Origin of the sequence: uncultured Psychrobacter sp. (assembly GCF_947500265.1) — a bacterium.
Taxonomy (GTDB): Bacteria; Pseudomonadota; Gammaproteobacteria; order Pseudomonadales; family Moraxellaceae; genus Psychrobacter.
Map to the genome: position 1 here is coordinate 80,564 of NZ_CANMRN010000006.1, position 21,325 is coordinate 101,888.

Genomic DNA, 21,325 nt, shown 5'->3' on the forward strand with positions numbered 1-21,325 from the left:
ATACATCAATGGATCCAGTATTAGGTGGTTACACAGTTATCGCAGTAGCACTACTTATCGGTCTTGGCGCACTTGGCACAGGTATTGGTTTTGCTATTCTAGGTGGAAAATTCTTAGAAGGCGTTGCGCGTCAACCAGAGCTTGGCTCACAATTGCAAACTCGTATGTTCATCGTAGCAGGTCTTCTTGATGCTATTCCGATGATCGGTGTTGGTATTGCTATGCTATTGTTGTTCGCTAACCCTCTAGCAGGTTAATCCGAAAGCTCAGTTGTAAATGTTTGGTATTCGGAGACTTTCTATCAAATATAGTCAAGATTTGACTACCAAACATGATCAATGAAACTGATTTTTCATTAACAAAGAGGTGATCACGTGAATATCAATTTTACCCTCGTCGGTCAAGCCATTGCTTTTGCAATATTTGTGATTTTTTGCATGAAATTCGTGTGGCCACCACTTATCGGTGCCATCAATGAGCGTCAGCGTAAAATTGCTGAAGGTCTGAATGCCGCAGAAAAAGCAAAAGCAGATTTGGCGACCGCGGAGCAAAATGTCCAGCAGGAACTTGATCTTGCAAAGACCAAGGCTGCCGCTCTAATCGAGCAAGCGAACAAGAGTGCCAATCAGCTCGTCGAAGATGCAAAATCGCAAGCCCAAGCGGAAGGCGAGCGCATTCGTCAACAAGCGCAAGCATCTATCGATCAAGAAATCAATCAAGCACGTGAATCATTACGTGCCCAAGTTGCTGAACTGGCTGTACTTGGTGCAGAGAAGATTTTGCAAGACAAAGTCGATGTGCAAAAACATGCCAGTATGTTAGACCAACTGGCGGCGAAGCTGTAATTGTGAGGATATAATGGCTGACTTATCAACCTTAGCACGACCGTACGCTAAAGCCGCGTTTGACTATGCCAACGAAAACGGCGCAGTCAACGAGTGGGAAAACTTCTTACTTGTTGCTAGCACTGTTGTCAATGACAAGTCGTTCAGTACTTGGCTAGACAATCCAGCTGTTTCTGCTGAGCATAAGTCAGCTGCTTTGGTCGATCTTTATGATACGCAAGTAGCTAGCGCTAATGATTCTGCTTTTAAGCAGTTATTAAGCGAAGCTCAAGGGACTAGCCTTGACAGTAACGTAAGCTATCCAAAAGTATCAGTAGCACTTAGTAACTTCGTTAAACAGTTATCAGAACAAGAGCGTCTGGCGCTGCTTCCTGAAGTTTATGAGCATTATCGCCGTCACAAGGCAATAAGCTTAAAGCAGCTTGACGCATATGTGACCTCTGCCTACCCATTGACTGATGAACAGCGTCAAACGCTACAAATGCGTCTTGCTGCCTCGCTAAATGCTAGTGTAGTGATTCACGAATCAGTTGATCCAAGTCTATTGGCAGGCGCTACAATCAAAGTCGGTGACAAAGTCATTGATGATTCGATGCGCGGCAAGTTACAACAGTTAAAAACACAGCTAACTGCCTAATGCCAATCATCAATACAGTCAAATATTGACTGTATGATTATAAGAGCAATTAAGTCAGTGGGCGGGTTATCATAAATTAAAGGAAACAAGGCAATGCAACAATTGAATCCAGCGGAAATCAGTAACCTGATTAAGCAGCGTATTCAAGACCTTGATGCGGGTGCAACTGCAAAGAATGAAGGCACGATTGTCAAAGTATCTGACGGTATCGTGCAGATTCATGGTCTTGAAGATGCCATGTACGGCGAAATGATTGAGTTTGAAGGCGAAATCTACGGAATGGCTCTAAACTTAGAGCGTGATTCTGTTGGCGCGGTAGTACTTGGTGATTACCTAAAGCTGCAAGAAGGTCAAAAAGCCTATTGTACTGGTCGTATTCTTGAAGTACCAGTAGGTCCTGAGCTGTTAGGCCGTGTTGTTGATGCTTTGGGTAATCCTATTGATGGCAAAGGTCCTATCGATGCCAAGATGACTGATAAAGTCGAAAAGATCGCTCCAGGCGTTATCGACCGTCAATCAGTAGATCAACCAGTAATGACTGGTTATAAAGCCGTTGATACCATGATCCCAATCGGTCGTGGTCAGCGTGAGCTTATCATTGGTGACCGTCAGACTGGTAAAACAGCAATGGCTATCGATGCGATCATCGCACAGAAAGCGTCAGGCATTAAATGTGTATACGTAGCTATCGGACAGAAACGTTCGACTATCGCTAACGTCGTACGTAAGCTTGAGCAAACTGGCGCACTAGAATATACCACTGTTGTGGTTGCTTCAGCATCAGAGCCTGCAGCACTTCAGTATATCGCACCGTACTCAGGTTGTACGATGGGCGAATACTTCCGTGACCGTGGCGAAGATGCACTTATTGTATTTGATGACTTATCAAAGCAAGCAGTTGCTTATCGTCAGATTTCACTACTATTACGTCGTCCGCCAGGTCGTGAAGCTTATCCTGGTGACGTATTCTATTTACACTCACGCCTACTTGAGCGTGCATCACGTGTAAATGCTGATTATGTAGAAAAGTTCACTAACGGTGAAGTGAAAGGTAAAACTGGTTCTTTAACCGCTCTACCAATCATTGAAACACAAGCTGGTGATGTATCTGCATTCGTACCAACTAACGTGATTTCGATCACTGATGGTCAGATCTTCCTAGAGTCTAGCTTATTCGCCTCAGGTATCCGTCCAGCAGTAAACGCTGGTATCTCGGTATCTCGTGTTGGTGGTGCCGCTCAGACTAAGATCATCAAAAAGCTATCTGGTGGTATTCGTACCGCTCTAGCTCAGTATCGTGAACTAGCAGCATTCGCTCAGTTTGCATCAGATCTTGATGACGCAACTCGCGAGCAGCTTGATCATGGTGAGCGTGTAACTGAATTGATGAAGCAAAAGCAGTATCAGCCGATGTCAATCTCTGAGCAAGCAGCCGTTATCTATGCTTCAAACGAAGGCTTCTTAGCTGACGTACCTGTCGAAAAGATTGGTTCTTTCGAAGAAGCGTACCTACGTTATATGCATGATGAGCAAAGTGAATTGATGCGTGAGATTGATGACACTGCGAACTACAATGATGATATCGCAGGTCGTTTAAAGTCATCTCTAGAGACCTTTAAACAAAATCACAGTTATTAATTTAACGGGTTAAGCCGAATTGGTTATAACTGTAGCTTAGAGCTGATAAAGTGGCGCGTTGTCTGACCAGATATTTGCGCCACTGTTTTAACCATTATCGGTATTAGATCGCGTAATGCCACAAGATATAAAATATTATTCTGTAGGACTGATGTTGTATATCAAACGATTGTCGCATGCGCCAATGCTTTTTAACCCTCTTATATTGGAATCATTATGGCAAGCTTAAAAGAGATACGTGCCAAAGTCACCAGTATTAAAAGCACCCAGAAAATTACTCGTGCTATGCAAATGGTAGCGGCAAGTAAAATGCGCCGTGCGCAAGAGCGCATGGAAGTGGGTCGCCCGTATGCTGATAGTATGCGCCGGGTTATTTCACATTTGGTGCATGCCTCATCAGACTACAAACATCCGTATATGGTATCGCGTCCAGTCAATAAGGTTGGCTATATTGTCATTACCTCTGACCGTGGCCTAGCGGGTGGTTTGAATATTAACTTATTCAAAGCCCTAACTAAAAGTATCCAAGATTATCAAGATCAGTCTGTACAAGCTGAGTTTGCAGTCATCGGTGCCAAAGGTGTGAGTTTCTTCAAAAACTTTGGTGGTAAAGTTACGTCGGCTGTGACCGATTATGGCGATAAACCAACGTTTGAACAATTGAATGCACCGGTTCAAGCGATGCTTGAAGACTATAGTAACGGTAATATTGACCGTATCTATGTGGTCTACAACCGATTCGTCAATGCGATGACTCAGAAACCAACAGTTAATCAGTTGGTTCCTCTACCAGAGCAGTCATTTGATGATGAAGACAGTGGTCTACAGACAGAACTTAGCTGGGATTATATCTACGAGCCTGACATCAAGACGTTGATTGATGAATTGCTTGGTCGCTATATTGAGTCGATTGTTTATCAAGCGGTAATGGAAAACATTGCCTCTGAGCAGTCTTCACGTATGGTTGCGATGAAAGCGGCAACAGATAATGCTGGTGACCTTATTAACGATTTACAGTTGGTTTATAACAAGCTGCGTCAAGCGGCGATTACCCGAGAAATCTCGGAAATCGTTGGCGGTGCTGCTGCTGTTTCATAATTGACTACACCTATATATAGAAGTTCAAGGAGAACGCAATGAGTAGCGGTCGTATTGTACAGATTATTGGCGCGGTTCTTGACGTTGAGTTCAACCGTAATGAAGTTCCTCAAATTTTTGATGCCTTGCAAGTAGATGGTACCGAAACTACCCTAGAAGTACAGCAACAGCTGGGTGACGGTATTGTACGTACTATTGCAATGGGTTCAACTGAAGGTTTAAAGCGTAACCTACCTGTTACTAATACTGGCGCACCTATCTCTGTGCCTGTAGGTACTGGTACGCTAGGTCGCATCATGGATGTTCTTGGTCGTCCTATCGATGAAGAAGGTCCTGTTGTTGCTGACGAGAAATGGTCTATCCACCGTGAAGCGCCAAGCTACGCAGATCAGTCAAACAGCACTGAGCTACTAGAAACTGGTATTAAAGTTATCGATCTACTTTGCCCGTTTGCTAAAGGTGGTAAAGTTGGTCTGTTCGGTGGTGCTGGTGTTGGTAAAACCGTTAACATGATGGAGCTGATCAACAACATCGCTCTAAAACATGAAGGTTTGTCAGTATTTGCTGGTGTTGGTGAGCGTACTCGTGAAGGTAACGATTTCTATCACGAAATGCAGGAAGCTGGCGTTGTAAACACTGAAGATTTCAGTAAGTCTAAAGTAGCAATGGTATATGGCCAGATGAATGAGCCACCGGGTAACCGTTTACGTGTTGCACTGTCTGGTTTGACCATGGCTGAGTACTTCCGTGATACCAAAGATCCTGTTACTGGTAAAGGTCGTGACGTACTATTGTTTGTTGATAACATCTACCGTTATACACTAGCGGGTACAGAAGTATCAGCACTACTTGGTCGTATGCCGTCAGCGGTTGGTTATCAGCCAACACTAGCTGAAGAGATGGGCTTACTACAAGAACGTATTACGTCAACTCAGTCAGGCTCTATTACTTCAGTTCAGGCAGTATACGTACCTGCGGATGATTTGACTGATCCATCACCTGCTACAACGTTTGCTCACTTGGATGCAACAGTTGTACTAAGCCGTGATATCGCATCACAAGGTATCTATCCTGCGGTTGATCCATTGGATTCAACATCACGTCAGTTAGATCCACAAGTAATCGGTGAAGATCATTACAATGTTGCTCGTGGTGTTCAGGAAGTTCTACAGCGTTATAAAGAGCTTAAAGACATCATCGCTATCTTGGGTATGGATGAGTTATCAGAAGAAGATAAACTGGTTGTTTATCGTGCTCGTAAGATTCAGCGCTTCTTGTCTCAGCCATTCCACGTAGCCGAAGTCTTCACTGGTGCACCTGGTAAATACGTACCACTACGCGATACCATTGCTAGCTTTAAAGCAATCATCGCTGGTGAATACGATGACCTACCAGAGCAGGCATTCTACATGGCTGGTAGCATCGATGAAGTAGTCGCTAAAGCTGAAAAAATGAAGTCTAAGTCAGCGTAAGTTGTATGAGCATAAGCTAACGAGTAGATATAATATAAACCTTGTATCTACTCTTCAGTAACGCATCGCAGTTTTACTGTTTTTTGATCGCGCTTTGATGGTAAGGAATTAAGTATGGCAACGTTACAATGTCGCGTCGTAAGTGCTCGTGAAGAGTTGTATTCAGGCGAAATTAGCATGTTAATAGCTACTGGTACCGAAGGCGAGATTGGTGTATTGCCAGGTCACACACCGCTTATTACTTTGCTAAAGCCAGGTGCAATGCGAGTGCAAACACCAAACGGTGAAGAAGAAGTAATTTACGTCTCAGGCGGTGTACTAGAAGTACAGCCTAAGATGGTTACGGTATTGGCTGATACAGCCATGCGTGCACACAATCTTGACGAAAGCAAAATCGTCGAAGCACGTAAAAAAGCTGAGCAAATGCTAGTTAACCAGTCTGATACGCTACAAACCAATGCGGCTTTGGCCTCGCTTGCAGAGTCAGTAGGACAATTACAGACTATTCGTAAGTACAAAAACCGCGCGTAATTTATTACTGATAGCTCTAGCTAATCATTTAGAGTTATCGCTAAAAGTAATAATAAAAAGACAGTCCATTATATGGGCTGTTTTTTTATGTCTATTCATTATGAAATTAACTGTTCTGGGGTAAATACACACGGTTATTACTTGGATAGTATTTGTGGCAGCTCAATTCATTCTTAGGAAAAATCTTTTATTATCAATGAATCATCGCCTATTGGAATTTTCTTAAAAAGACACTGGCGACAACGTTAATATATGGTTATATTAGACATAACGTATTATAAGCAACGAGCAGTAACTGTACGCGATAACGTTGGCTCTATGGTTTGGGTAATTAGCAACCGATAGATAATACAAATTGCGATGTACTAACGAAGTAATTGACGTAATTTCTGGACGCAAACTAAAGTTTTGATAGGGGTAGTTTATAGGTTTTGTTACCGACTATCAGCTATAGTATAGGAAGCTGATAATTTAATAGTATACTGTGCTACCAAGTTTGTAACAGCTATACGAACATAAATTGTGCCACTATATGGTGCTATTAATTTTACCGCTCTTACTTTTACTGCTTTTAAATTAGATGTATTAGAGGATATAACAATGACAACCAATGAAGAAGACAACACCCCCCGAATCTTGATTGTTGAAGATGATGAGCGCCTGGCCATGTTGACTCAAGATTACTTGGTCAAAAATGGTTTAGAAGTGGCAATTGAAACTGATGGTAATCGTGCTATTCGCCGTATCGTCAATGAGCAACCAGATATGGTTGTACTGGATGTTATGCTACCTGGTAGCGATGGTTTGACCGTATGCCGTGAGGTGCGTCCACATTATCAAAATCCAATTTTGATGTTGACTGCACGTACTGAAGACATGGATCAGGTATTGGGTCTTGAGATGGGTGCTGACGACTATGTTGCCAAGCCTGCTCAGCCACGTGTATTGCTTGCACGTATTCGCGCGCTACTGCGCCGCTCAGAAAATGCACCATCAGAAGATGTGCCACAACGTCTAGAGTTTGGCGAGTTAGTCATCGACAATGGTGGTCGTTCAGTTAACCTAGGTGATGAGTTGGTTGATTTCACCAGTGCTGAATATGATTTACTATGGTTGCTTGCTTCTAATGCAGGTCGTATCCTGTCTCGTGAAGATATCTTTGAGCGTCTACGCGGTATTGAGTATGATGGTCAAGATCGTTCAATTGACGTACGTATCTCACGTATTCGTCCAAAAATCGGTGATGATCCAGAAAATCCAAAGCGTATTAAGACCGTACGTAGTAAAGGCTATCTATTCGTAAAAGAAGGCAACTAATATTGTTGCTTCTATAGGTTGATTAATTATTAATCACTATTCGAAAAAACCAGCAACGATGCTGGTTTTTTTGTGGCTAAATTTTAATTTTTAAACTTAAATGCAGTGTTATGTGGTTTAATTAAGCCATTATTATAGACGCTGACTAAATATATGTCATACATATAAGTCTTTGGATGATCGCTGCATATGGATTAAAGTGCGGTAATTAAAAGTCAAAGTTAAAGTCTATCCCTATTCGATCATGCTCGATATCATTAAACACATAGCACTATCTATATGTTTGATGATATTAGCAATCTCTATTTATTAAGTTGGTCACGGCACGTATGTCATTAGTCTCTTCTTTAAAACACAGTATTTTTGTTCGTATCTATGCTGGGCTACTTATAGTCTGTTTGTGTGTGGCACTCTTTGCGCAGTTATTGATGGATACCATCAATAAGGAGCGTGTGCAGTCCTATCGTGAAAATATGGCAATGGGGGCATTTCATTTGGTGAGTGAAGGAATCTCTCACCAAAATAGCGAAGAAGAGCGTGAATATTGGTTATCAGATGCGAGTAGTTTGTTTGGTACTACTTTCAAAGTCTTGCCTATTGATGAAGTAGATTTTAGTGCCAGTGAGCTACGCCGCTTTAAAAATGATAATACCGTTGTGCGTTATTTTAACCAGCCTGTATATGCAGATGTTTATTATCGCTTGCCGGATAATAAGAGTGTGTTAACAGCGAGAATCTCTCAAGTTACCGAACAGCAAGTGCGGGCAATCGCGGTCTTTTTATTAGATGATTTGTCTTATCACATGACACTGTCGGACAAGCGCGCACGTTTGGCTGAATTGGAGAAGAAGTTTTCTTTCCCTTTAGCGTTTAAAGCAGTCAATACACTTGAGTTAGATTCAGATCAGATGTCTCGTCTGCGCCGTGACGAAGTTGTCATATCGTTGCAAGATACTAACAGTAGTACGAGTAACTCTGCGATCAGGGTAATAGTGCCCTCTGAAATCAATGATATGGCAATTTTAATTGGGCCTATACCGTTATTTAACTGGTTCCCGCTTAACTTAATTATTAGTATGATTCTTATCAGCATGTTCCTAATTAGCTTAGGTGTATATGCGCTCATCTTCCCGCTTGAACGTAAGTTACAATTGATTCAGGTAGGTGTGAATGAGGTCAGTCAAGGTAACCTTGATATTCAAGTACAGGTTATTGGTCAAGATGAAATAGCGCGTTTGTCAGCGACTTTTAATGCCATGACCTCGCATATTAAGCGTTTGATTGAATCACAGCGCGAGCTTACCCGAGCGGTCTCACATGAGCTGCGTACGCCAGTGGCTCGTATTCGATTTGCGGTAGATATGCTTGCTGATACGGATGACGAAGACTCACGTTTTATGCAGCGTGACTATATTGATGAAGATATTGAATCGCTTAATGGTTTGATTGATGAGATTTTGACCTATGCTAAGCTTGAGGAAGGGTCACCAAAGTTAGATTTAGAACCAGTAAACTTAAGAGAGCTGTTAGAGCAGATCGAGCGCGAAACCAATGCGCTAGGTAAACCTATCAAAATAGTAACCAGTTTGCCGAATGCAAAAGTCACAGCAGTTGCGGATAGACGCTACTTACACCGTGTGATTCAAAACCTTGCAGGTAATGCGTTACGCTATGCAGAAACAACCATTATCATTAGTGCAGGTGTCAAAAAAGGCAATGCCTTCGTCAGTGTCGAAGATGATGGACATGGTATTCCTGAGGCAGATCGCGAAAAAGTGTTTATTCCATTCTCACGCTTAGATGACAGCCGTACACGCGCGTCAGGTGGCTATGGACTAGGCTTGTCTATTGTATCGCGCATTGCATTTTGGTTTAATGGTAGTATGAAAGTAGATGAGAGTCGTGAGTTAGGCGGTGCAAGGTTTGTGATGACATGGCCTATTAAACCATTGACTCAGATTCTTGCTGCTGATGAATTGACGCAAGAGAAAAGCGAGCGCGACTTCGATACTAAGTTGTCAGATTAGACCAAGTTATAGGGCTAAGCTATAAGAGCAAGCTATCAAGCTAAATCATCAGACTAAATCATGAGAATACGCCATAATTATTAGTCATGTTGTTAAAGAGAATAAGCGTCATCTTAATGTTATAACAGGATACAGCTTTATAGCTGGGTGACGCGCTCGTCGCTATTTTTAAGACAGTTGGACAATGTCATAGGAGGCATAGGATGCCATATTTATTTGGTGGCTTGGTAGTGTTGAATGCGATTACGCTAGGCTATTATCTATTCTTAAAACAGCCGTCAACGACCCAAACACTACAAGCAGCTCAGGCTGAAATTACCCAGCCATTAGCTTTTACTAACAGTGCTGAGTATATCCCGCCGGCTATTGGTAGCAAAGACTAGCTTTGATATCTTTGCTTATTCAGATTGAAGTCTCATCGCTATTTTAAATCTGGCTCTGTACTGTCTACCTCAGATACCTCTTCTACGTCAGCCGCTAACGTAGTATCTCCAGCGACTTTAGAGAGTAGAGGAATACGTACGCATACTTGTAGCCCGCCTTCAGGGTGGTTAATGGCTTCAACGGTACCGTGATGTAACCGTGCAATACGATCAACAATCGCAAGACCTAGTCCGCTACCTTGGGTAGTCCGTGCCGTCTCTCCACGTTCAAACGGTTGCATAATCCGCTCTAATTGATCGTCGGCGACGCCATCACCGCAATCTCGTACACAAATCACTAACTGTTCCTGAGCTTCTTTGTTCACCACATTTTCGCTGACCACATCTGTATCTTCGTCTTCGATAGTTTCGATAAATGTCGGTATAACCGTAGCCGATAAATAAATAGGTGGCTTTCCATAACGATTGGCATTGTTGACCAAGTTGATAATCAGACGCTTGATGGATAATGGACGTACGGGAACGACCTTGTCGCATTCTGACTCATATACAAACTTCATTGGCGCAAACTGCACCATGATTTCATTAAATATAGTGTCTAGATTGGTCAAACTGACTGGCTCATCAGAACCGTCTTTCATAAACGAGATGAACTGCTCCAAAATGGCATCCATATCCTCAATATCGTAAATCAGCCCTTCACGGAAAAAATCATCTGGTAGCATTTCTGCGGTTAAGCGCATACGTGTCAACGGCGTCCGCAGATCGTGTGAGATGCCGGCGAGCATAATGGTTCGCTCTTTTTGCGCTTGATTCAATGTCGTAAACAGTCGGTTAAACGCCATATTAACTTGACGTATTTCTGTGGGGCCTTTCTGAGTGGGCAGTGTGGTTGCATGACCAAGACGAATATAGTTAGTAGCCGCCCGTTGTAGGTAGCGTAGCGGGCGATTTAACTGACGCGCTAATAGAATAATCGTGAGTAACGATAGGATAGGCAGTCCAATCAAAAATAGCACCAGTAATGTCGGGCTATATTGTGAATAGTAAACCACAGGCTCACGCACCCAAAAACTGTCATCACGGCTATCTTGTACCCATAGCTGCGGTGTAGGCTTAAATTTAAAATAAACCTCTACAGGGCGACCGAGCTGCGCACCGATTTCACGCTGTAGTACGTCCGTAAAAAAGCTTACAAATGGCTTGTCAGCGACTTCTGGAAAGTCGCTGGGGTTATTTACCACGACGACATGAGAGTGCTGGTAAATCCATTGACGTACTTCGGGACGACCTTGCCAGTCTTTATTAACGCTATTGATCAGTTGCAACTCACTCGTCAAATAACGTGCATGGTTTTTTAGCTCTGGCAGATACAGACTGCGCCAAAAGAATAAAATTGATAAGCTCACACTAATAAGCACGATAAAGGCAACCATCAAGGTCGTTAGCCAAGTGTTGGAATAAGAGCGTGGCAGCCAACCTTTACGACGCGGCTTTGGGTTTGGAGAGATCATATGTGTCCAACAGAGTAAAAGAAAAGTTAGTGTGATATAGCGTGTAGCTCTCTAAATACGATTGCCTTAAAGCTAGTCCGTGCATCAATCTATAGCGATATATCATAGAATAGCATAATCAATAAATAGTACTGATACAGTATGCAATCGGCGAGCGAGCCAAATAGTTATTGGAGTAGATATAAAGTTAAGCTTAAGGATAAATGTATTTAGCAATCATCTATTTTTCAGAGAGAGCAATAGTAATCTATAGAATCTAAAGAAAAACTTTAAAAATAAGCCATTATCATCAGTTATATTTTACTTAGGTCATCATTTAAGCTATTGTTAATAAATAATTAAATATGCACAGTTTATGTTTTCAACAAATAAAGACTGTGATATAATTATGCCCTTTTTGGTATACCTGCGAAAGAGAGAATTCACATGGTTGTTATTCGTTTAGCACGGGGCGGTGCCAAGAAACGCCCATTTTATCAAGTAGTTGTTGCTGATCAACGCCGCGCGCGTGACGGTCGCTATATTGAAAACATCGGCTTTTTTAACCCACTCGCTAAAGAGTCTGAAGAAGCAGTACGCCTAAACATGGAAGCGTACAATGCGTGGATCGCAAAAGGTGCACAACCTTCAGATCGCGTTGCTTCATTAGCAAAAGCTTACAACAAGTCTGCAGCTCAAACTGAAGCAACTGCTTAAGTTTTGGTTTTTACTGAGACGTTCGTAGCAAAACTATGACATGACTCAGTAGACTTTAGAATACATAGCGTAACTGGTCTGACCAGGGTGCGCCATTAACTGTTTATCGCTTTTGACGCAATTGTTTTTGCAATTGCTGTTTTAATCATTGTTAGGTTAGCTGCTATGTCATCTGTTCCAAACGCTAGTGCCCTTATGAAAATTGGTCAGCTTAAGAAGCCTTACGGCATTAAAGGCTGGCTTTGGGTATTCAGTGATACGGATGACCGTACAGCGATATTCGACATGAAGCCGTGGTGGATGAAAACTGCCACTGGCATGAAACCTTTAACTGTGAAGGCTTGGCGTGAGCAAGGAACAGGAATTGTGGCTCAATTTGAGCAGATTCCTGATCGTAATGTTGCTGAGACTATGAACGGTGTTACCGTTTGGGTCGAACAAAACGTCCTACCTGAAACAGCTGAAGACGAATATTATTGGTCGGATTTGGTCAGTCTGCGCGTGATGAACGAGCAGGATGAGTATCTAGGTAATATCACTGAAATGTTTGAAACCGGTGCCCATGACATCATGCGTGTAACGGCAAATTCAGACAGTTTAGACAATGAAGAACGCCTGATTCCATGGCATAAGCAAACTGTAATAGAAGTCAATATGACTGAAAAAACAGTGCTTGTGGCATGGCCGAGTGATTACTGATAGCGTTTCTGGCTTTTTAGTCAGACATTATTAGTACTTACACCGATTGTTTTAGCCTTAACGCAAGTAGACATCAGATGTATTTTGCCGTAATTAGTATTTTTCCTGAGATGTTTGCCACGATTCGTGAGTTTGGAATCACGGGCCGAGCAGTGACTCAAGAGCAAGTTACGATTGAATGCATTAATCCACGTGATTATACCACCGATAACTATCGCCGTATTGATGAGCGCCCTTATGGGGGTGGTCCTGGAATGGTCATGATGGCTGAGCCATTATCGAAAGCCATTGAGGATGCACGATTGCGTGCCAGTCAACATGGTTGCCGTGTCGATAGTGAGCACTGTCCGGTGATTTATATGTCACCGCAAGGACAGACGCTTAGTGAGAGTAGCGTAGTCAATATGACTGATTACGATGGCATGATTTTATTATGCGGTCGTTATGAAGGTATTGACGAGCGTTTACTGTCACAATACGTCGATATGGAAGTATCGTTAGGTGATTACGTGTTGACTGGTGGCGAGTTGCCAGCAATGGTGCTGATGGATAGTGTGATACGTCGTCTGCCTGATATCATGGGTGATGACATGTCAGCGGAGCAAGACTCTTTTGTCGATGGCTTGCTTGACTGTCCACACTATACTAAGCCGCATGAGTTTGCGGGTATGGCGGTTCCTGAGGTATTACTTTCAGGTCACCATGCTAATATCGCTAAGTGGCGTTTTAGTCAGCAAGTCAGTCGTACGCAAACGCGTCGTCCAGACTTATGGCAAGCGTTTACCCCAACGGTAGAGCAAGCGAAGTGGTTGAAAGCATTGGCCAAAGCAGATAAAAAGTAGATTTTTAGAATCTGACTTTATCGTTACGAAGTTTGATAAACAGTTAAGAAACAGAATTTTGAGCAATAATAAAACGAGTCATCGCATAGTGGCCGTTGGTTATAACCCATTTACGTTGTGTCTCACTATAAAGAGATGCGATTAATTATTACAAACAGGTGATATGCGTCAAGCCTCTATTATCTAATGTGAGGAGATAACTCTCATGAGCAACAAGCATCCATTGGTTCAGGTCATCGAAAACGCTCAATTGCTTGAGCGCCCAAGCTTTGCACCCGGCGATACCGTTGTGGTACAAGTAAAAGTACGTGAAGGTGAGCGTGAGCGTTTACAGGCTTTTGAAGGCGTTGTAATTGCTAAGCGTAACCGCGGTTTAAACTCAGCGTTTACCGTACGTAAAATCTCAAGCGGCGTTGGCGTTGAGCGTGCATTCCAATTGCATTCACCAATCATCGAGAGCATCGAAGTGAAACGTCGCGGTGCTGTTCGCCGTGCGAAACTATACTACTTACGTGAGCGCTCTGGTAAATCAGCACGTATCCGCGAAAAACTTGGTGCTCGTCCAGTTGCTAAGAAAAAAACTGACGCTGGCGTACCTGATGCAGTTGATACTGCACCTGGTATCTAAGCACAAGTTTGCCGTTTTGAGTTAGTCTTATAATTTTAGGATTGTCTCAAGACAAGGTAATAGTAGATACAAGCCCTTATTCATAGGTTTATTTATAAATAAGCGGGCCATACCAAAAAAGACGAAACCCCAATCTATGCGAGAGCTAGATTGGGGTTTTTGTATGTATAGCATTAATAATTTAAGTTTTATTAGCTCTAATACTATCAATTATCAGTTATCAGCCAAAGTTTATTGAGCATCAAATGTATCGATACGGTTGACTTGCTCTTTGGACTTACTGTATTTGCGCAGTCTAATGTATAAAGTCTTGGTGACGGTTGCGATTAGCTTTTGCTGCTCATCAACGATATCGACTTTATATTCACGAAATACCGCTTCGCCTTCTTTTGCCAGCTTTTGAATGGTAATGATTTCAGAGCTAGGTATTTTCATGCGTGCAGTGACTTTGCTATTGCCAGGCGCAACGAAATCAATATGTGAGCTTTTGTCCCACACTACGTAATTGCTACCCAATTGATGCATCAACATAAGCATATAAAAAGGGTCAACCATTGAATATAAGCTACCACCGAACTGGGTACCGACGATATTTTTGTTCAGAGTGTTTAGTCCCATGCTGACCACGCACAAACCCTGATCGAGACTGATATGATCGATTTTGATACCTGCGCCAATGTATGGTGCATAAGTATTAAGGCGCAGCTTTAATAAATGCGGTGTCAGCAATGGCATGATGCTTTGCTTGGCCCGACGTTTCAAAGTCTCAAGGTTGGTAGGTAATACGCTCATAAACTTGTCCTGTTGCCTTTTTTCTCAATTTTTTGATTGTATCAATAACGCGATTTTAAACAGTATCACTGAGAAATAAATCAATAAAAAGTATTTATCATAATTAAAAAGTACTCAGCCCGCTAGCTCTAAAGCGTAACCAAAATGACATATTTATGCCCACTTACAGGTAACAATCGTTATTTATTATAACTATCTTTGCTATTCATCTATGTGATAAAAAATCATCTAGATGTAAATCATTATCAATAAAACGGTCGTTTATCCTAATTCAAAGTCTATAACAGAGAGATTTTTTCCTCATGGTTTTCTATCAAGGTCAGTTTTGTCCTAAATAGAAACTTTAGTTTATATATTATAATGAGATACATAGTATCTTTAAATGGTTTTAGGTTCGCATTTCATCAAGTCTTGGCATACAATAGTTCGCAGTTTGTAATAGGCGCTTTGGTCTATGACATTAGAGCAGAGCGTGTGTAGTCAATCAAAGACGTAATCGACACAAGGAAATGTGATGAGTAACCCTCAGACCCCCTCTTCAGGGTCTAATACGCCGACCTCGAACATAAACCACGACAATCAAGTACAAGGCAGTTATGTAGATTTGCATAAGCCCAGTTCTAGTTTCGACAGTCGTGACGCTTACTTAAACCATGAATTACAAATCATGCAGCCGAAACGCTGGCGTCCTAATTTACCATTCCGTGATTACCGTTTTGAATACGAAGATACTATTCCAGCAATGGCCGCGACCATCGGTAAAGTTGTTATGGTGGGCGCCATTGCAGCAACCTTTGCAGGTCCACTCGGCTTAGGTGATGCGTTTGTTCTAGAAAACGTGCGCTACGAGCTATTGATCGTCTCCTTCTTTATTATCTTATTTTCGGGATTTCTACTGCCGACGGCCAACCTCGCTGGTACTCACGGCCCACTAATCCCTCTGATTCCTATTGTGGTAGCAGCTGGTGGGCACCCGATGGCCTTTGGTTTGCTTATCGGTGCTTTTGGTCTGCTCCTCGCGATTAGTAAAGGGGGGAGTTTGCTGGCTAATTTGACCAGTAAGGGTGTGTGCGGTGGCCTCTTGATTTACTTGGGCTTTATCGGAACTACCTCACAGGTCAAAAATCTATTTGCTTGGGCAGAAGGGATTGGCATGTCACATATCGCTTTCTTTATTATTCTGGCGACTATCCTGCTATATGCACTGCTTGAACATTGGCAAAAACGCTGGCTCGCGGTTCCGCTAAGCTGTGTGTTAGGTGGTGGTCTTGCATTTGCATTGGGTGCACCTTTTGAGTTCAAAACAGCGCCAGGTCTACCAAACATGAATCCAATGTATTGGTGGGGCGAAAACACAGGTTGGATGTTAGGTCTGCCGACGATTGAAAGCTTCATTGTAGTACTGCCGTTTGCTATTTTGGCCGTAGCGATGTGGTCGCCAGATTTCTTGGGCCATCAAGTATTCCAAAAAATCAGCTATCCTAAGCGTACTGAAAAAGTGCTTATGGATATCGATGACACCATGACTAGCGCTTCATTTCGTCAGGTAGTCGGCTCTGTATTGGGCGGTGCTAACTTTGCGTCATCGTGGGGAACGTATATTGTTCCTGCAGCGATTGCTAAACGTCCGATTCCTGCCGGCGCTTTATTGACGGCTCTATTCTGTATTATCGCAGGAGTTTGGGGCTATCCGATGGATTTGGCCATTTGGCAGCCAGTGATGTGTGTGGCCTTGATCGTTGGGGTATTTATTCCACTACTTGAAGCTGGTATGGAGATGACGCGTGAAGGTAAAACTACACAGTCTGCTGCTATCGTGGTATTCGCGTCGGCATTGGTTAACCCAGCCTTTGGTTGGTCGCTCACGTTGTTGCTTGATAACTTGGGCTTGATTGGCTCTAAAGAACGTAGTGCCAATTTGACTAAAATGAGCCGTTGGATCATACCAGGTATTATGTTTGTGGTACTGACAGGCGTGATGGCTATCGTTGGTATGCTGCCGGGTATTCCAGCACTGATGGCAAACTTCCGTCATTAGTAGTAGGTTATTGCATAAACGATAATAGAACAAACTAAGCCGGCGAAAGCTGGCTTTTTTATGGGTAGCACTGCGATAACAATTGGCTTGTAAAACAATGACTCCCGCCCCATAACTAGCAATATTACTAAGATTTTTAAGAGCAATAAATTCTATGGTTAATGTCTCAGAATCGAGTCCTATCGATGATAAAAAAGCCCGTCTTAAGCATTTGATTAAACGCCTGCCTAACTTGCCAGGAGTGTATAAGATGCTGGGTAAAAACGGCGATATATTATACGTTGGTAAAGCTAAGTCGCTAAAAAGTCGGGTAAATAGCTATTTTGCCAAAACGATAGATCATCCAAAGACACGGGCGCTAGTGGCACGGATTCACAATATTGAGACTATCATTACGCGTAGTGAAACCGAAGCGCTGTTGCTTGAACAGAATCTAATCAAAGAACATCGACCGCCCTATAACGTGCTGCTGCGTGATGATAAATCCTATCTTTATGTGTTTATCTCAGCCGATAAGCCTTATCCACGTTTGGCTTACGGCCGCGGCAAAGGCAATCACCAGAAGGGTCGATTCTTTGGCCCGTTTCCCTCTGCACATGCGGCAAAAGAAACGTTGGTCTTGATGCAGAAGATGTTTCAAATGCGTCAATGTACCAATACCTTTTTTAAGCAGCGTCAGCGTCCTTGCCTTGAGTATCAGATCAAACGTTGCCGTGCGCCCTGTGTCGGTTTGGTATCGCCAGAAGAGTACGCAGAAGATGTGAATAACACCATCCGTTTTTTAAAGGGCGACTCTAGTGATATTCATAGTACGCTGATTGAAAAGATGGAAGCGTCAGCTGAAGCGTTAGATTTTGAGAAAGCAGTATTTTATCGCGATCAGCTGTCCATGTTGCGTGAAGTACAAGCAAGGCAAGCGGTCTATACCGTACAAGGTGAGGCAGATGTGATTGCCATTGCTAGTCAGGCTGGCATGACCTGTGTGAACGTGCTAACGGTACGTGGCGGCCGTGTATTGGGTGGAAAAAATTATTTCCCAGATGTGGATAGTAGTGAGTCGATAGCAGACAATTTATCAGCCTTCATTACGTCATTTTATTTCCAAGTGACCGATGATTTGCCCGCTGAAATCATATTGAGCCATCAGATACCAGATCAAGTGGCAGTGAGTGAAGCATTGGCAACGCATTTCGGTAATAAAGTAGTCATCAAGACCAATGTGCGTGAGCACCGTTCAGAGTGGCTGGACTTAGCTACATTGAATACCAGTAATGCACTAAAAACTAAGCTTGGCGATTATCTAGAGCTGCATGCACGATTTGGTGCACTAAAAGACGTATTGGCGACTGTCACCGATCGGACGATTGATCGCATTGAGTGTTTTGATATCTCTCATACAATGGGTGAAGCGACCATTGGCAGCTGCGTGGTGTTTGACCAAGGTGGCTCGCGTCGTCGCGATTACCGTCAGTATGCTATCCATGATATCCAAGGCGGCGATGACTATGCAGCGATGAAACAAGTGCTGACTCGACGTTATAAGAAACAACCATTGCCAGACTTGCTATTGGTTGATGGTGGTAAAGGTCAGCTTGGCATTGCTAAAGAAGTATTAACTGAATTGGGTATTCTTGGCGATACCTTGCTCATTAGTGTGGCAAAAGGGGAAGGGCGCAAGGCTGGGCTTGAGGTATTGCACTTTATCGATCATGAGCCGTTAGATCTGCCAATGGATAGCAAAGCATTGCACTTACTGATGCATATTCGTGATGAGGCGCATCGTTTTGCGATTACCGCTCACCGTAAAAAACGCGATAAGCGTCGCTCATCATCAGTGCTAGAGGTAATACCGGGACTGGGTGAAAAACGTCGTCGTGACTTGCTCAATCACTTTGGTGGTATGCAGCAGCTGCTTGGCGCTTCACAGCAGGAGTTGTCAGGTGTACAAGGTATCGGACCAGTCCTCGCAAAAACGGTGTACAAGGTATTGCATGAGTAATGGATTAGATGTTATCAAGGATCAGTTTTTATTTTATTAATTGACTATAAATAAGACTGTGTGAAGATTAAACAAAAAAAGGGGCAGTCTTGGATAAGTAAAATTATCCAAGACTGCCCCTTTTTTAATAGGCTTTTACTATTTATCAGTTTCTACTTTATAAGTCGTAAATTTAAAGCTTAAATCACTTTTTTCATCGTGCATCTGCTCAGACTCGTCTGCTACTTTAAAGCGTTCTGGAAACTCAGGATAAAATGCATCGCCGTCAGCAATGTCAGTATCTACATGAGTCAGCTCAATACGGTCGGTGTACATCAGAGCGTCACTAAATACTCGCTCACCGCCAATCACCCAAATCGTATCGAGATGCGCGCCATGAGCAAGGCTAGCTGCTTGTGTCAGAGCATCGTCTAGGTTGTGTACCACATAGGCGTTGCTGCTATCTGCGAGACCTTTTGTCTCAGCATAATCCATCTGTGTCGTGACAATGAAGCTCACGCGCTTGGGTAATGGTTTGCTACCCATCGACTCAAATGTCTTACGACCCATAATCACGATACCTTGAATCTTGCTATCGTTTTCTTTGGTCGTCATGCTTTTGAAATGTTGCAAATCTGCTGAGATATGCCACGGTAGCTCATTGTTTTTGCCGATACAGCGATTGCTACTAATAGCAGCGATTTGGGCAACTTCGGTATGGGCATAGCTCATAATATATCCTTTTTATTGTATTTTTAAATCTTGCTCTTATTTAGTGTAGTTAATCAGACTAACTTTATACGGCGACTTTTGCTTTGATAGCAGGGTGCGATTCATAGTCATTGACACTAATGTCTTCGTATTCAAACGCAAATATGTCTTTTACTTCAGGGTTCAAAGACAATGTCGGCAGTTTATATAGCGAGCGTGTCAACTGTAGCTCGGCCTGCTCACGGTGGTTTTGATAGATATGGCAATCACCACCTGTCCAGACAAACTCTCCAACTTCTAGACCACATACCTGCGCGATCATATGAGTCAATAGCGCATAGCTCGCAATATTAAAAGGCACGCCTAGGAATTTTACAACCCCTAATTTATGCACAAGTCGTTTTATTTTCTAGTGTAGAGTATTATATTCTGACTGTGCATTTTTAATTATGCACACTACGGACTATGTAATCAGTCAGTTGTCCTTAGAAGTAATACCAACATTATCTAATTTACCGAGTGCATATCTTGATAAGAGATATTATATCTTATCAAGACATATAAAACACTTAGCTCAATACTAAAACCCGATCAACTGCTGATCACAAATAGCCATAAGCTCATCGGTCATGGCACAAGGCGGTATTATTAGGGTAGTGATATACTCTAAACTAAATACCGAATCATAATAAGGATGCATTATGAGCGATGATTGGATATATATCGGAGCTGATATCTATAGAAACGAATGGTCAAAAATTGGTAAAACAACTCGTGGCCTTAACACACGGCATACTTCATCTCAAAACCCAGGGTACTTTATTTATACAGCTTACAATATTGTTAGAGGTGATGTTCATGAGATAGAGACGAAACTATTAAGTCGTGTTGAATCCATATTTTCTGATAGAAGACTGCTTCACTTTAGTACTGGCAGTAAGAGTGAGTGCTTTTTTCTAAATCCCAATGAGATAACTTATGTTGTTGAAGATTTTATTGAAGAGCAATATTCATCATGTGTATTTTATGAAGATCTGCCTCATACACCTATAAGCCGATATCAATGTGATCCACATGTGTATCGGATGTTTGAAAAATCGAATACATCATCTGGTCTTGGCCAGAACTCAACTCATTTGTTCAATGATAATATGGGGTATGGGGTTGGACAAAATATAGATCCTTCGCTTGATGAGGATACAGAGTTTTGGCATGACAAGACTCCAACTGATCCTCCGAATAATTTGGGATTGTCTCGCAATAATTATTTCTCTGGTAATCAGATACAGCACGAAACAGATCTAGGTGATGGTAATTTCGTGGATCATAGTACAGGAACGCATGGATACAGATATGAAGATGGATCTGTAGAATGGAGGGAGTGAGGACAGATCGAGTACTGTAAGTTTGAGCCTTACATACACATGCATAAAAAAATCCGACTCGAAGTCGGATTTTTGCGTTAAAACAATATCAATC

The 21,325-nt window shown here is 42.5% G+C and carries 20 protein-coding genes and 1 pseudogene; 17 read left to right on the forward strand and 4 right to left on the reverse strand.

Annotation, left to right across the window (positions count from 1 at the left end; genetic code table 11):
- The first annotated feature begins 8 nt into the window (after positions 1-8).
- The 10 genes from atpE (at position 9) to Q0788_RS09920 (ending at position 9,948) form a co-directional block, all read left to right on the forward strand.
- The gene (gene atpE / locus Q0788_RS09875) at positions 9-257 is read left to right on the forward strand and encodes a F0F1 ATP synthase subunit C (protein ID WP_010197960.1); all 249 of its coding nucleotides are present in this window, start codon (positions 9-11) and stop codon (positions 255-257) included.
- Between the two features lie 117 nt (positions 258-374).
- Positions 375-845 carry a F0F1 ATP synthase subunit B gene (locus Q0788_RS09880; protein ID WP_101205956.1) on the forward strand — a complete coding sequence of 157 codons (471 nt, stop codon included), beginning with the start codon at positions 375-377 and terminating at the stop codon, positions 843-845.
- Positions 846-858: 13 nt separating this feature from the next.
- A complete protein-coding gene (locus Q0788_RS09885; protein WP_298810196.1) occupies positions 859-1,482 on the forward strand; it encodes a F0F1 ATP synthase subunit delta in 624 nt (207 codons plus the stop codon).
- A 93-nt stretch (positions 1,483-1,575) separates the two neighbouring features.
- Positions 1,576-3,120 (forward strand): F0F1 ATP synthase subunit alpha, encoded by a 1,545-nt coding sequence (gene atpA, locus Q0788_RS09890; RefSeq protein WP_057762002.1) that lies wholly within the window; start codon positions 1,576-1,578, stop codon positions 3,118-3,120.
- 216 nt (positions 3,121-3,336) lie between these two features.
- A complete protein-coding gene (gene atpG, locus Q0788_RS09895; protein WP_102093132.1) occupies positions 3,337-4,218 on the forward strand; it encodes a F0F1 ATP synthase subunit gamma in 882 nt (293 codons plus the stop codon).
- Positions 4,219-4,256: 38 nt separating this feature from the next.
- Positions 4,257-5,690 (forward strand): F0F1 ATP synthase subunit beta, encoded by a 1,434-nt coding sequence (gene atpD, locus Q0788_RS09900; protein WP_057761998.1) that lies wholly within the window; start codon positions 4,257-4,259, stop codon positions 5,688-5,690.
- A gap of 114 nt (positions 5,691-5,804) precedes the next feature.
- Positions 5,805-6,221, forward strand: coding sequence for a F0F1 ATP synthase subunit epsilon (locus Q0788_RS09905; protein ID WP_057761996.1), 417 nt, complete (start codon positions 5,805-5,807; stop codon positions 6,219-6,221).
- Between the two features lie 600 nt (positions 6,222-6,821).
- Positions 6,822-7,538, forward strand: a complete 717-nt coding sequence (locus Q0788_RS09910; RefSeq protein ID WP_057761994.1) for a response regulator — start codon at positions 6,822-6,824, stop codon at positions 7,536-7,538.
- Positions 7,539-7,867: 329 nt separating this feature from the next.
- Positions 7,868-9,565, forward strand: a complete 1,698-nt coding sequence (locus tag Q0788_RS09915) for an ATP-binding protein (RefSeq protein WP_102093131.1) — start codon at positions 7,868-7,870, stop codon at positions 9,563-9,565.
- A gap of 203 nt (positions 9,566-9,768) precedes the next feature.
- Entirely contained in the window at positions 9,769-9,948 is a 180-nt protein-coding gene (locus tag Q0788_RS09920) for a hypothetical protein (RefSeq protein WP_201548390.1), read from the forward strand.
- A 38-nt stretch (positions 9,949-9,986) separates the two neighbouring features.
- Here Q0788_RS09920 and Q0788_RS09925 read toward each other — a convergent pair whose 3' ends face one another.
- Positions 9,987-11,462 (reverse strand): ATP-binding protein, encoded by a 1,476-nt coding sequence (locus tag Q0788_RS09925; protein WP_298810202.1) that lies wholly within the window; start codon positions 11,460-11,462, stop codon positions 9,987-9,989.
- Positions 11,463-11,888: 426 nt separating this feature from the next.
- Between Q0788_RS09925 and rpsP the strand changes: the two genes are divergently transcribed.
- The 4 genes from rpsP (at position 11,889) to rplS (ending at position 14,327) form a co-directional block, all read left to right on the forward strand.
- Positions 11,889-12,158: a 30S ribosomal protein S16 gene (gene rpsP, locus Q0788_RS09930; RefSeq protein ID WP_021812802.1), complete on the forward strand. Its 270-nt coding sequence runs from the start codon at positions 11,889-11,891 to the stop codon at positions 12,156-12,158.
- A gap of 165 nt (positions 12,159-12,323) precedes the next feature.
- The gene (gene rimM, locus Q0788_RS09935; protein WP_101205950.1) at positions 12,324-12,857 is read left to right on the forward strand and encodes a ribosome maturation factor RimM; all 534 of its coding nucleotides are present in this window, start codon (positions 12,324-12,326) and stop codon (positions 12,855-12,857) included.
- A 77-nt stretch (positions 12,858-12,934) separates the two neighbouring features.
- Positions 12,935-13,699 carry a tRNA (guanosine(37)-N1)-methyltransferase TrmD gene (gene trmD, locus Q0788_RS09940; protein WP_201569200.1) on the forward strand — a complete coding sequence of 255 codons (765 nt, stop codon included), beginning with the start codon at positions 12,935-12,937 and terminating at the stop codon, positions 13,697-13,699.
- A 205-nt stretch (positions 13,700-13,904) separates the two neighbouring features.
- On the forward strand, positions 13,905-14,327 hold the full coding sequence (gene rplS, locus Q0788_RS09945) for a 50S ribosomal protein L19 (RefSeq protein ID WP_057761981.1): 423 nt from the start codon (positions 13,905-13,907) through the stop codon (positions 14,325-14,327).
- 231 nt (positions 14,328-14,558) lie between these two features.
- Here the strand turns inward: rplS and Q0788_RS09950 are convergent, their stop codons facing one another.
- Positions 14,559-15,119, reverse strand: coding sequence for a DUF4442 domain-containing protein (locus Q0788_RS09950; RefSeq protein ID WP_298810206.1), 561 nt, complete (start codon positions 15,117-15,119; stop codon positions 14,559-14,561).
- 514 nt (positions 15,120-15,633) lie between these two features.
- Here Q0788_RS09950 and Q0788_RS09955 point away from each other — a divergent pair.
- On the forward strand, positions 15,634-17,157 hold the full coding sequence (locus tag Q0788_RS09955) for a DUF3360 family protein (protein WP_290176746.1): 1,524 nt from the start codon (positions 15,634-15,636) through the stop codon (positions 17,155-17,157).
- Between the two features lie 154 nt (positions 17,158-17,311).
- Positions 17,312-19,156, forward strand: coding sequence for an excinuclease ABC subunit UvrC (gene uvrC, locus Q0788_RS09960; protein WP_298810211.1), 1,845 nt, complete (start codon positions 17,312-17,314; stop codon positions 19,154-19,156).
- A 138-nt stretch (positions 19,157-19,294) separates the two neighbouring features.
- Here the strand turns inward: uvrC and Q0788_RS09965 are convergent, their stop codons facing one another.
- Together Q0788_RS09965 and thyA are read right to left on the reverse strand one after the other, a co-directional pair.
- The gene (locus Q0788_RS09965; RefSeq protein ID WP_298810214.1) at positions 19,295-19,867 is read right to left on the reverse strand and encodes a dihydrofolate reductase; all 573 of its coding nucleotides are present in this window, start codon (positions 19,865-19,867) and stop codon (positions 19,295-19,297) included.
- Between the two features lie 64 nt (positions 19,868-19,931).
- A pseudogene (thyA, locus tag Q0788_RS09970) lies at positions 19,932-20,216 on the reverse strand (thymidylate synthase); the annotation flags it as partial.
- A gap of 331 nt (positions 20,217-20,547) precedes the next feature.
- Between thyA and Q0788_RS09975 the strand changes: the two are divergent.
- Entirely contained in the window at positions 20,548-21,231 is a 684-nt protein-coding gene (locus tag Q0788_RS09975) for a hypothetical protein (RefSeq protein WP_298810219.1), read from the forward strand.
- Positions 21,232-21,325: the final 94 nt, after the last annotated feature.

Bases quoted from the DNA above. Each gene is read 5' to 3' on its own strand.
- atpE (WP_010197960.1), top strand. From the start codon at position 9: ATGGATCCAGTATTAGGTGGTTACACAGTTATCGCAGTAGCACTACTT.
- Q0788_RS09885 (WP_298810196.1), top strand. From the start codon at position 859: ATGGCTGACTTATCAACCTTAGCACGACCGTACGCTAAAGCCGCGTTT.
- atpA (WP_057762002.1), top strand. From the start codon at position 1,576: ATGCAACAATTGAATCCAGCGGAAATCAGTAACCTGATTAAGCAGCGT.
- atpG (WP_102093132.1), top strand. From the start codon at position 3,337: ATGGCAAGCTTAAAAGAGATACGTGCCAAAGTCACCAGTATTAAAAGC.
- atpD (WP_057761998.1), top strand. From the start codon at position 4,257: ATGAGTAGCGGTCGTATTGTACAGATTATTGGCGCGGTTCTTGACGTT.
- Q0788_RS09905 (WP_057761996.1), top strand. From the start codon at position 5,805: ATGGCAACGTTACAATGTCGCGTCGTAAGTGCTCGTGAAGAGTTGTAT.
- Q0788_RS09910 (WP_057761994.1), top strand. From the start codon at position 6,822: ATGACAACCAATGAAGAAGACAACACCCCCCGAATCTTGATTGTTGAA.
- Q0788_RS09915 (WP_102093131.1), top strand. From the start codon at position 7,868: ATGTCATTAGTCTCTTCTTTAAAACACAGTATTTTTGTTCGTATCTAT.
- Q0788_RS09920 (WP_201548390.1), top strand. From the start codon at position 9,769: ATGCCATATTTATTTGGTGGCTTGGTAGTGTTGAATGCGATTACGCTA.
- Q0788_RS09925 (WP_298810202.1), bottom strand. From the start codon at position 11,462: ATGATCTCTCCAAACCCAAAGCCGCGTCGTAAAGGTTGGCTGCCACGC.
- rpsP (WP_021812802.1), top strand. From the start codon at position 11,889: ATGGTTGTTATTCGTTTAGCACGGGGCGGTGCCAAGAAACGCCCATTT.
- rimM (WP_101205950.1), top strand. From the start codon at position 12,324: ATGTCATCTGTTCCAAACGCTAGTGCCCTTATGAAAATTGGTCAGCTT.
- trmD (WP_201569200.1), top strand. From the start codon at position 12,935: ATGTATTTTGCCGTAATTAGTATTTTTCCTGAGATGTTTGCCACGATT.
- rplS (WP_057761981.1), top strand. From the start codon at position 13,905: ATGAGCAACAAGCATCCATTGGTTCAGGTCATCGAAAACGCTCAATTG.
- Q0788_RS09950 (WP_298810206.1), bottom strand. From the start codon at position 15,119: ATGAGCGTATTACCTACCAACCTTGAGACTTTGAAACGTCGGGCCAAG.
- Q0788_RS09955 (WP_290176746.1), top strand. From the start codon at position 15,634: ATGAGTAACCCTCAGACCCCCTCTTCAGGGTCTAATACGCCGACCTCG.
- uvrC (WP_298810211.1), top strand. From the start codon at position 17,312: ATGGTTAATGTCTCAGAATCGAGTCCTATCGATGATAAAAAAGCCCGT.
- Q0788_RS09965 (WP_298810214.1), bottom strand. From the start codon at position 19,867: ATGAGCTATGCCCATACCGAAGTTGCCCAAATCGCTGCTATTAGTAGC.
- Q0788_RS09975 (WP_298810219.1), top strand. From the start codon at position 20,548: ATGAGCGATGATTGGATATATATCGGAGCTGATATCTATAGAAACGAA.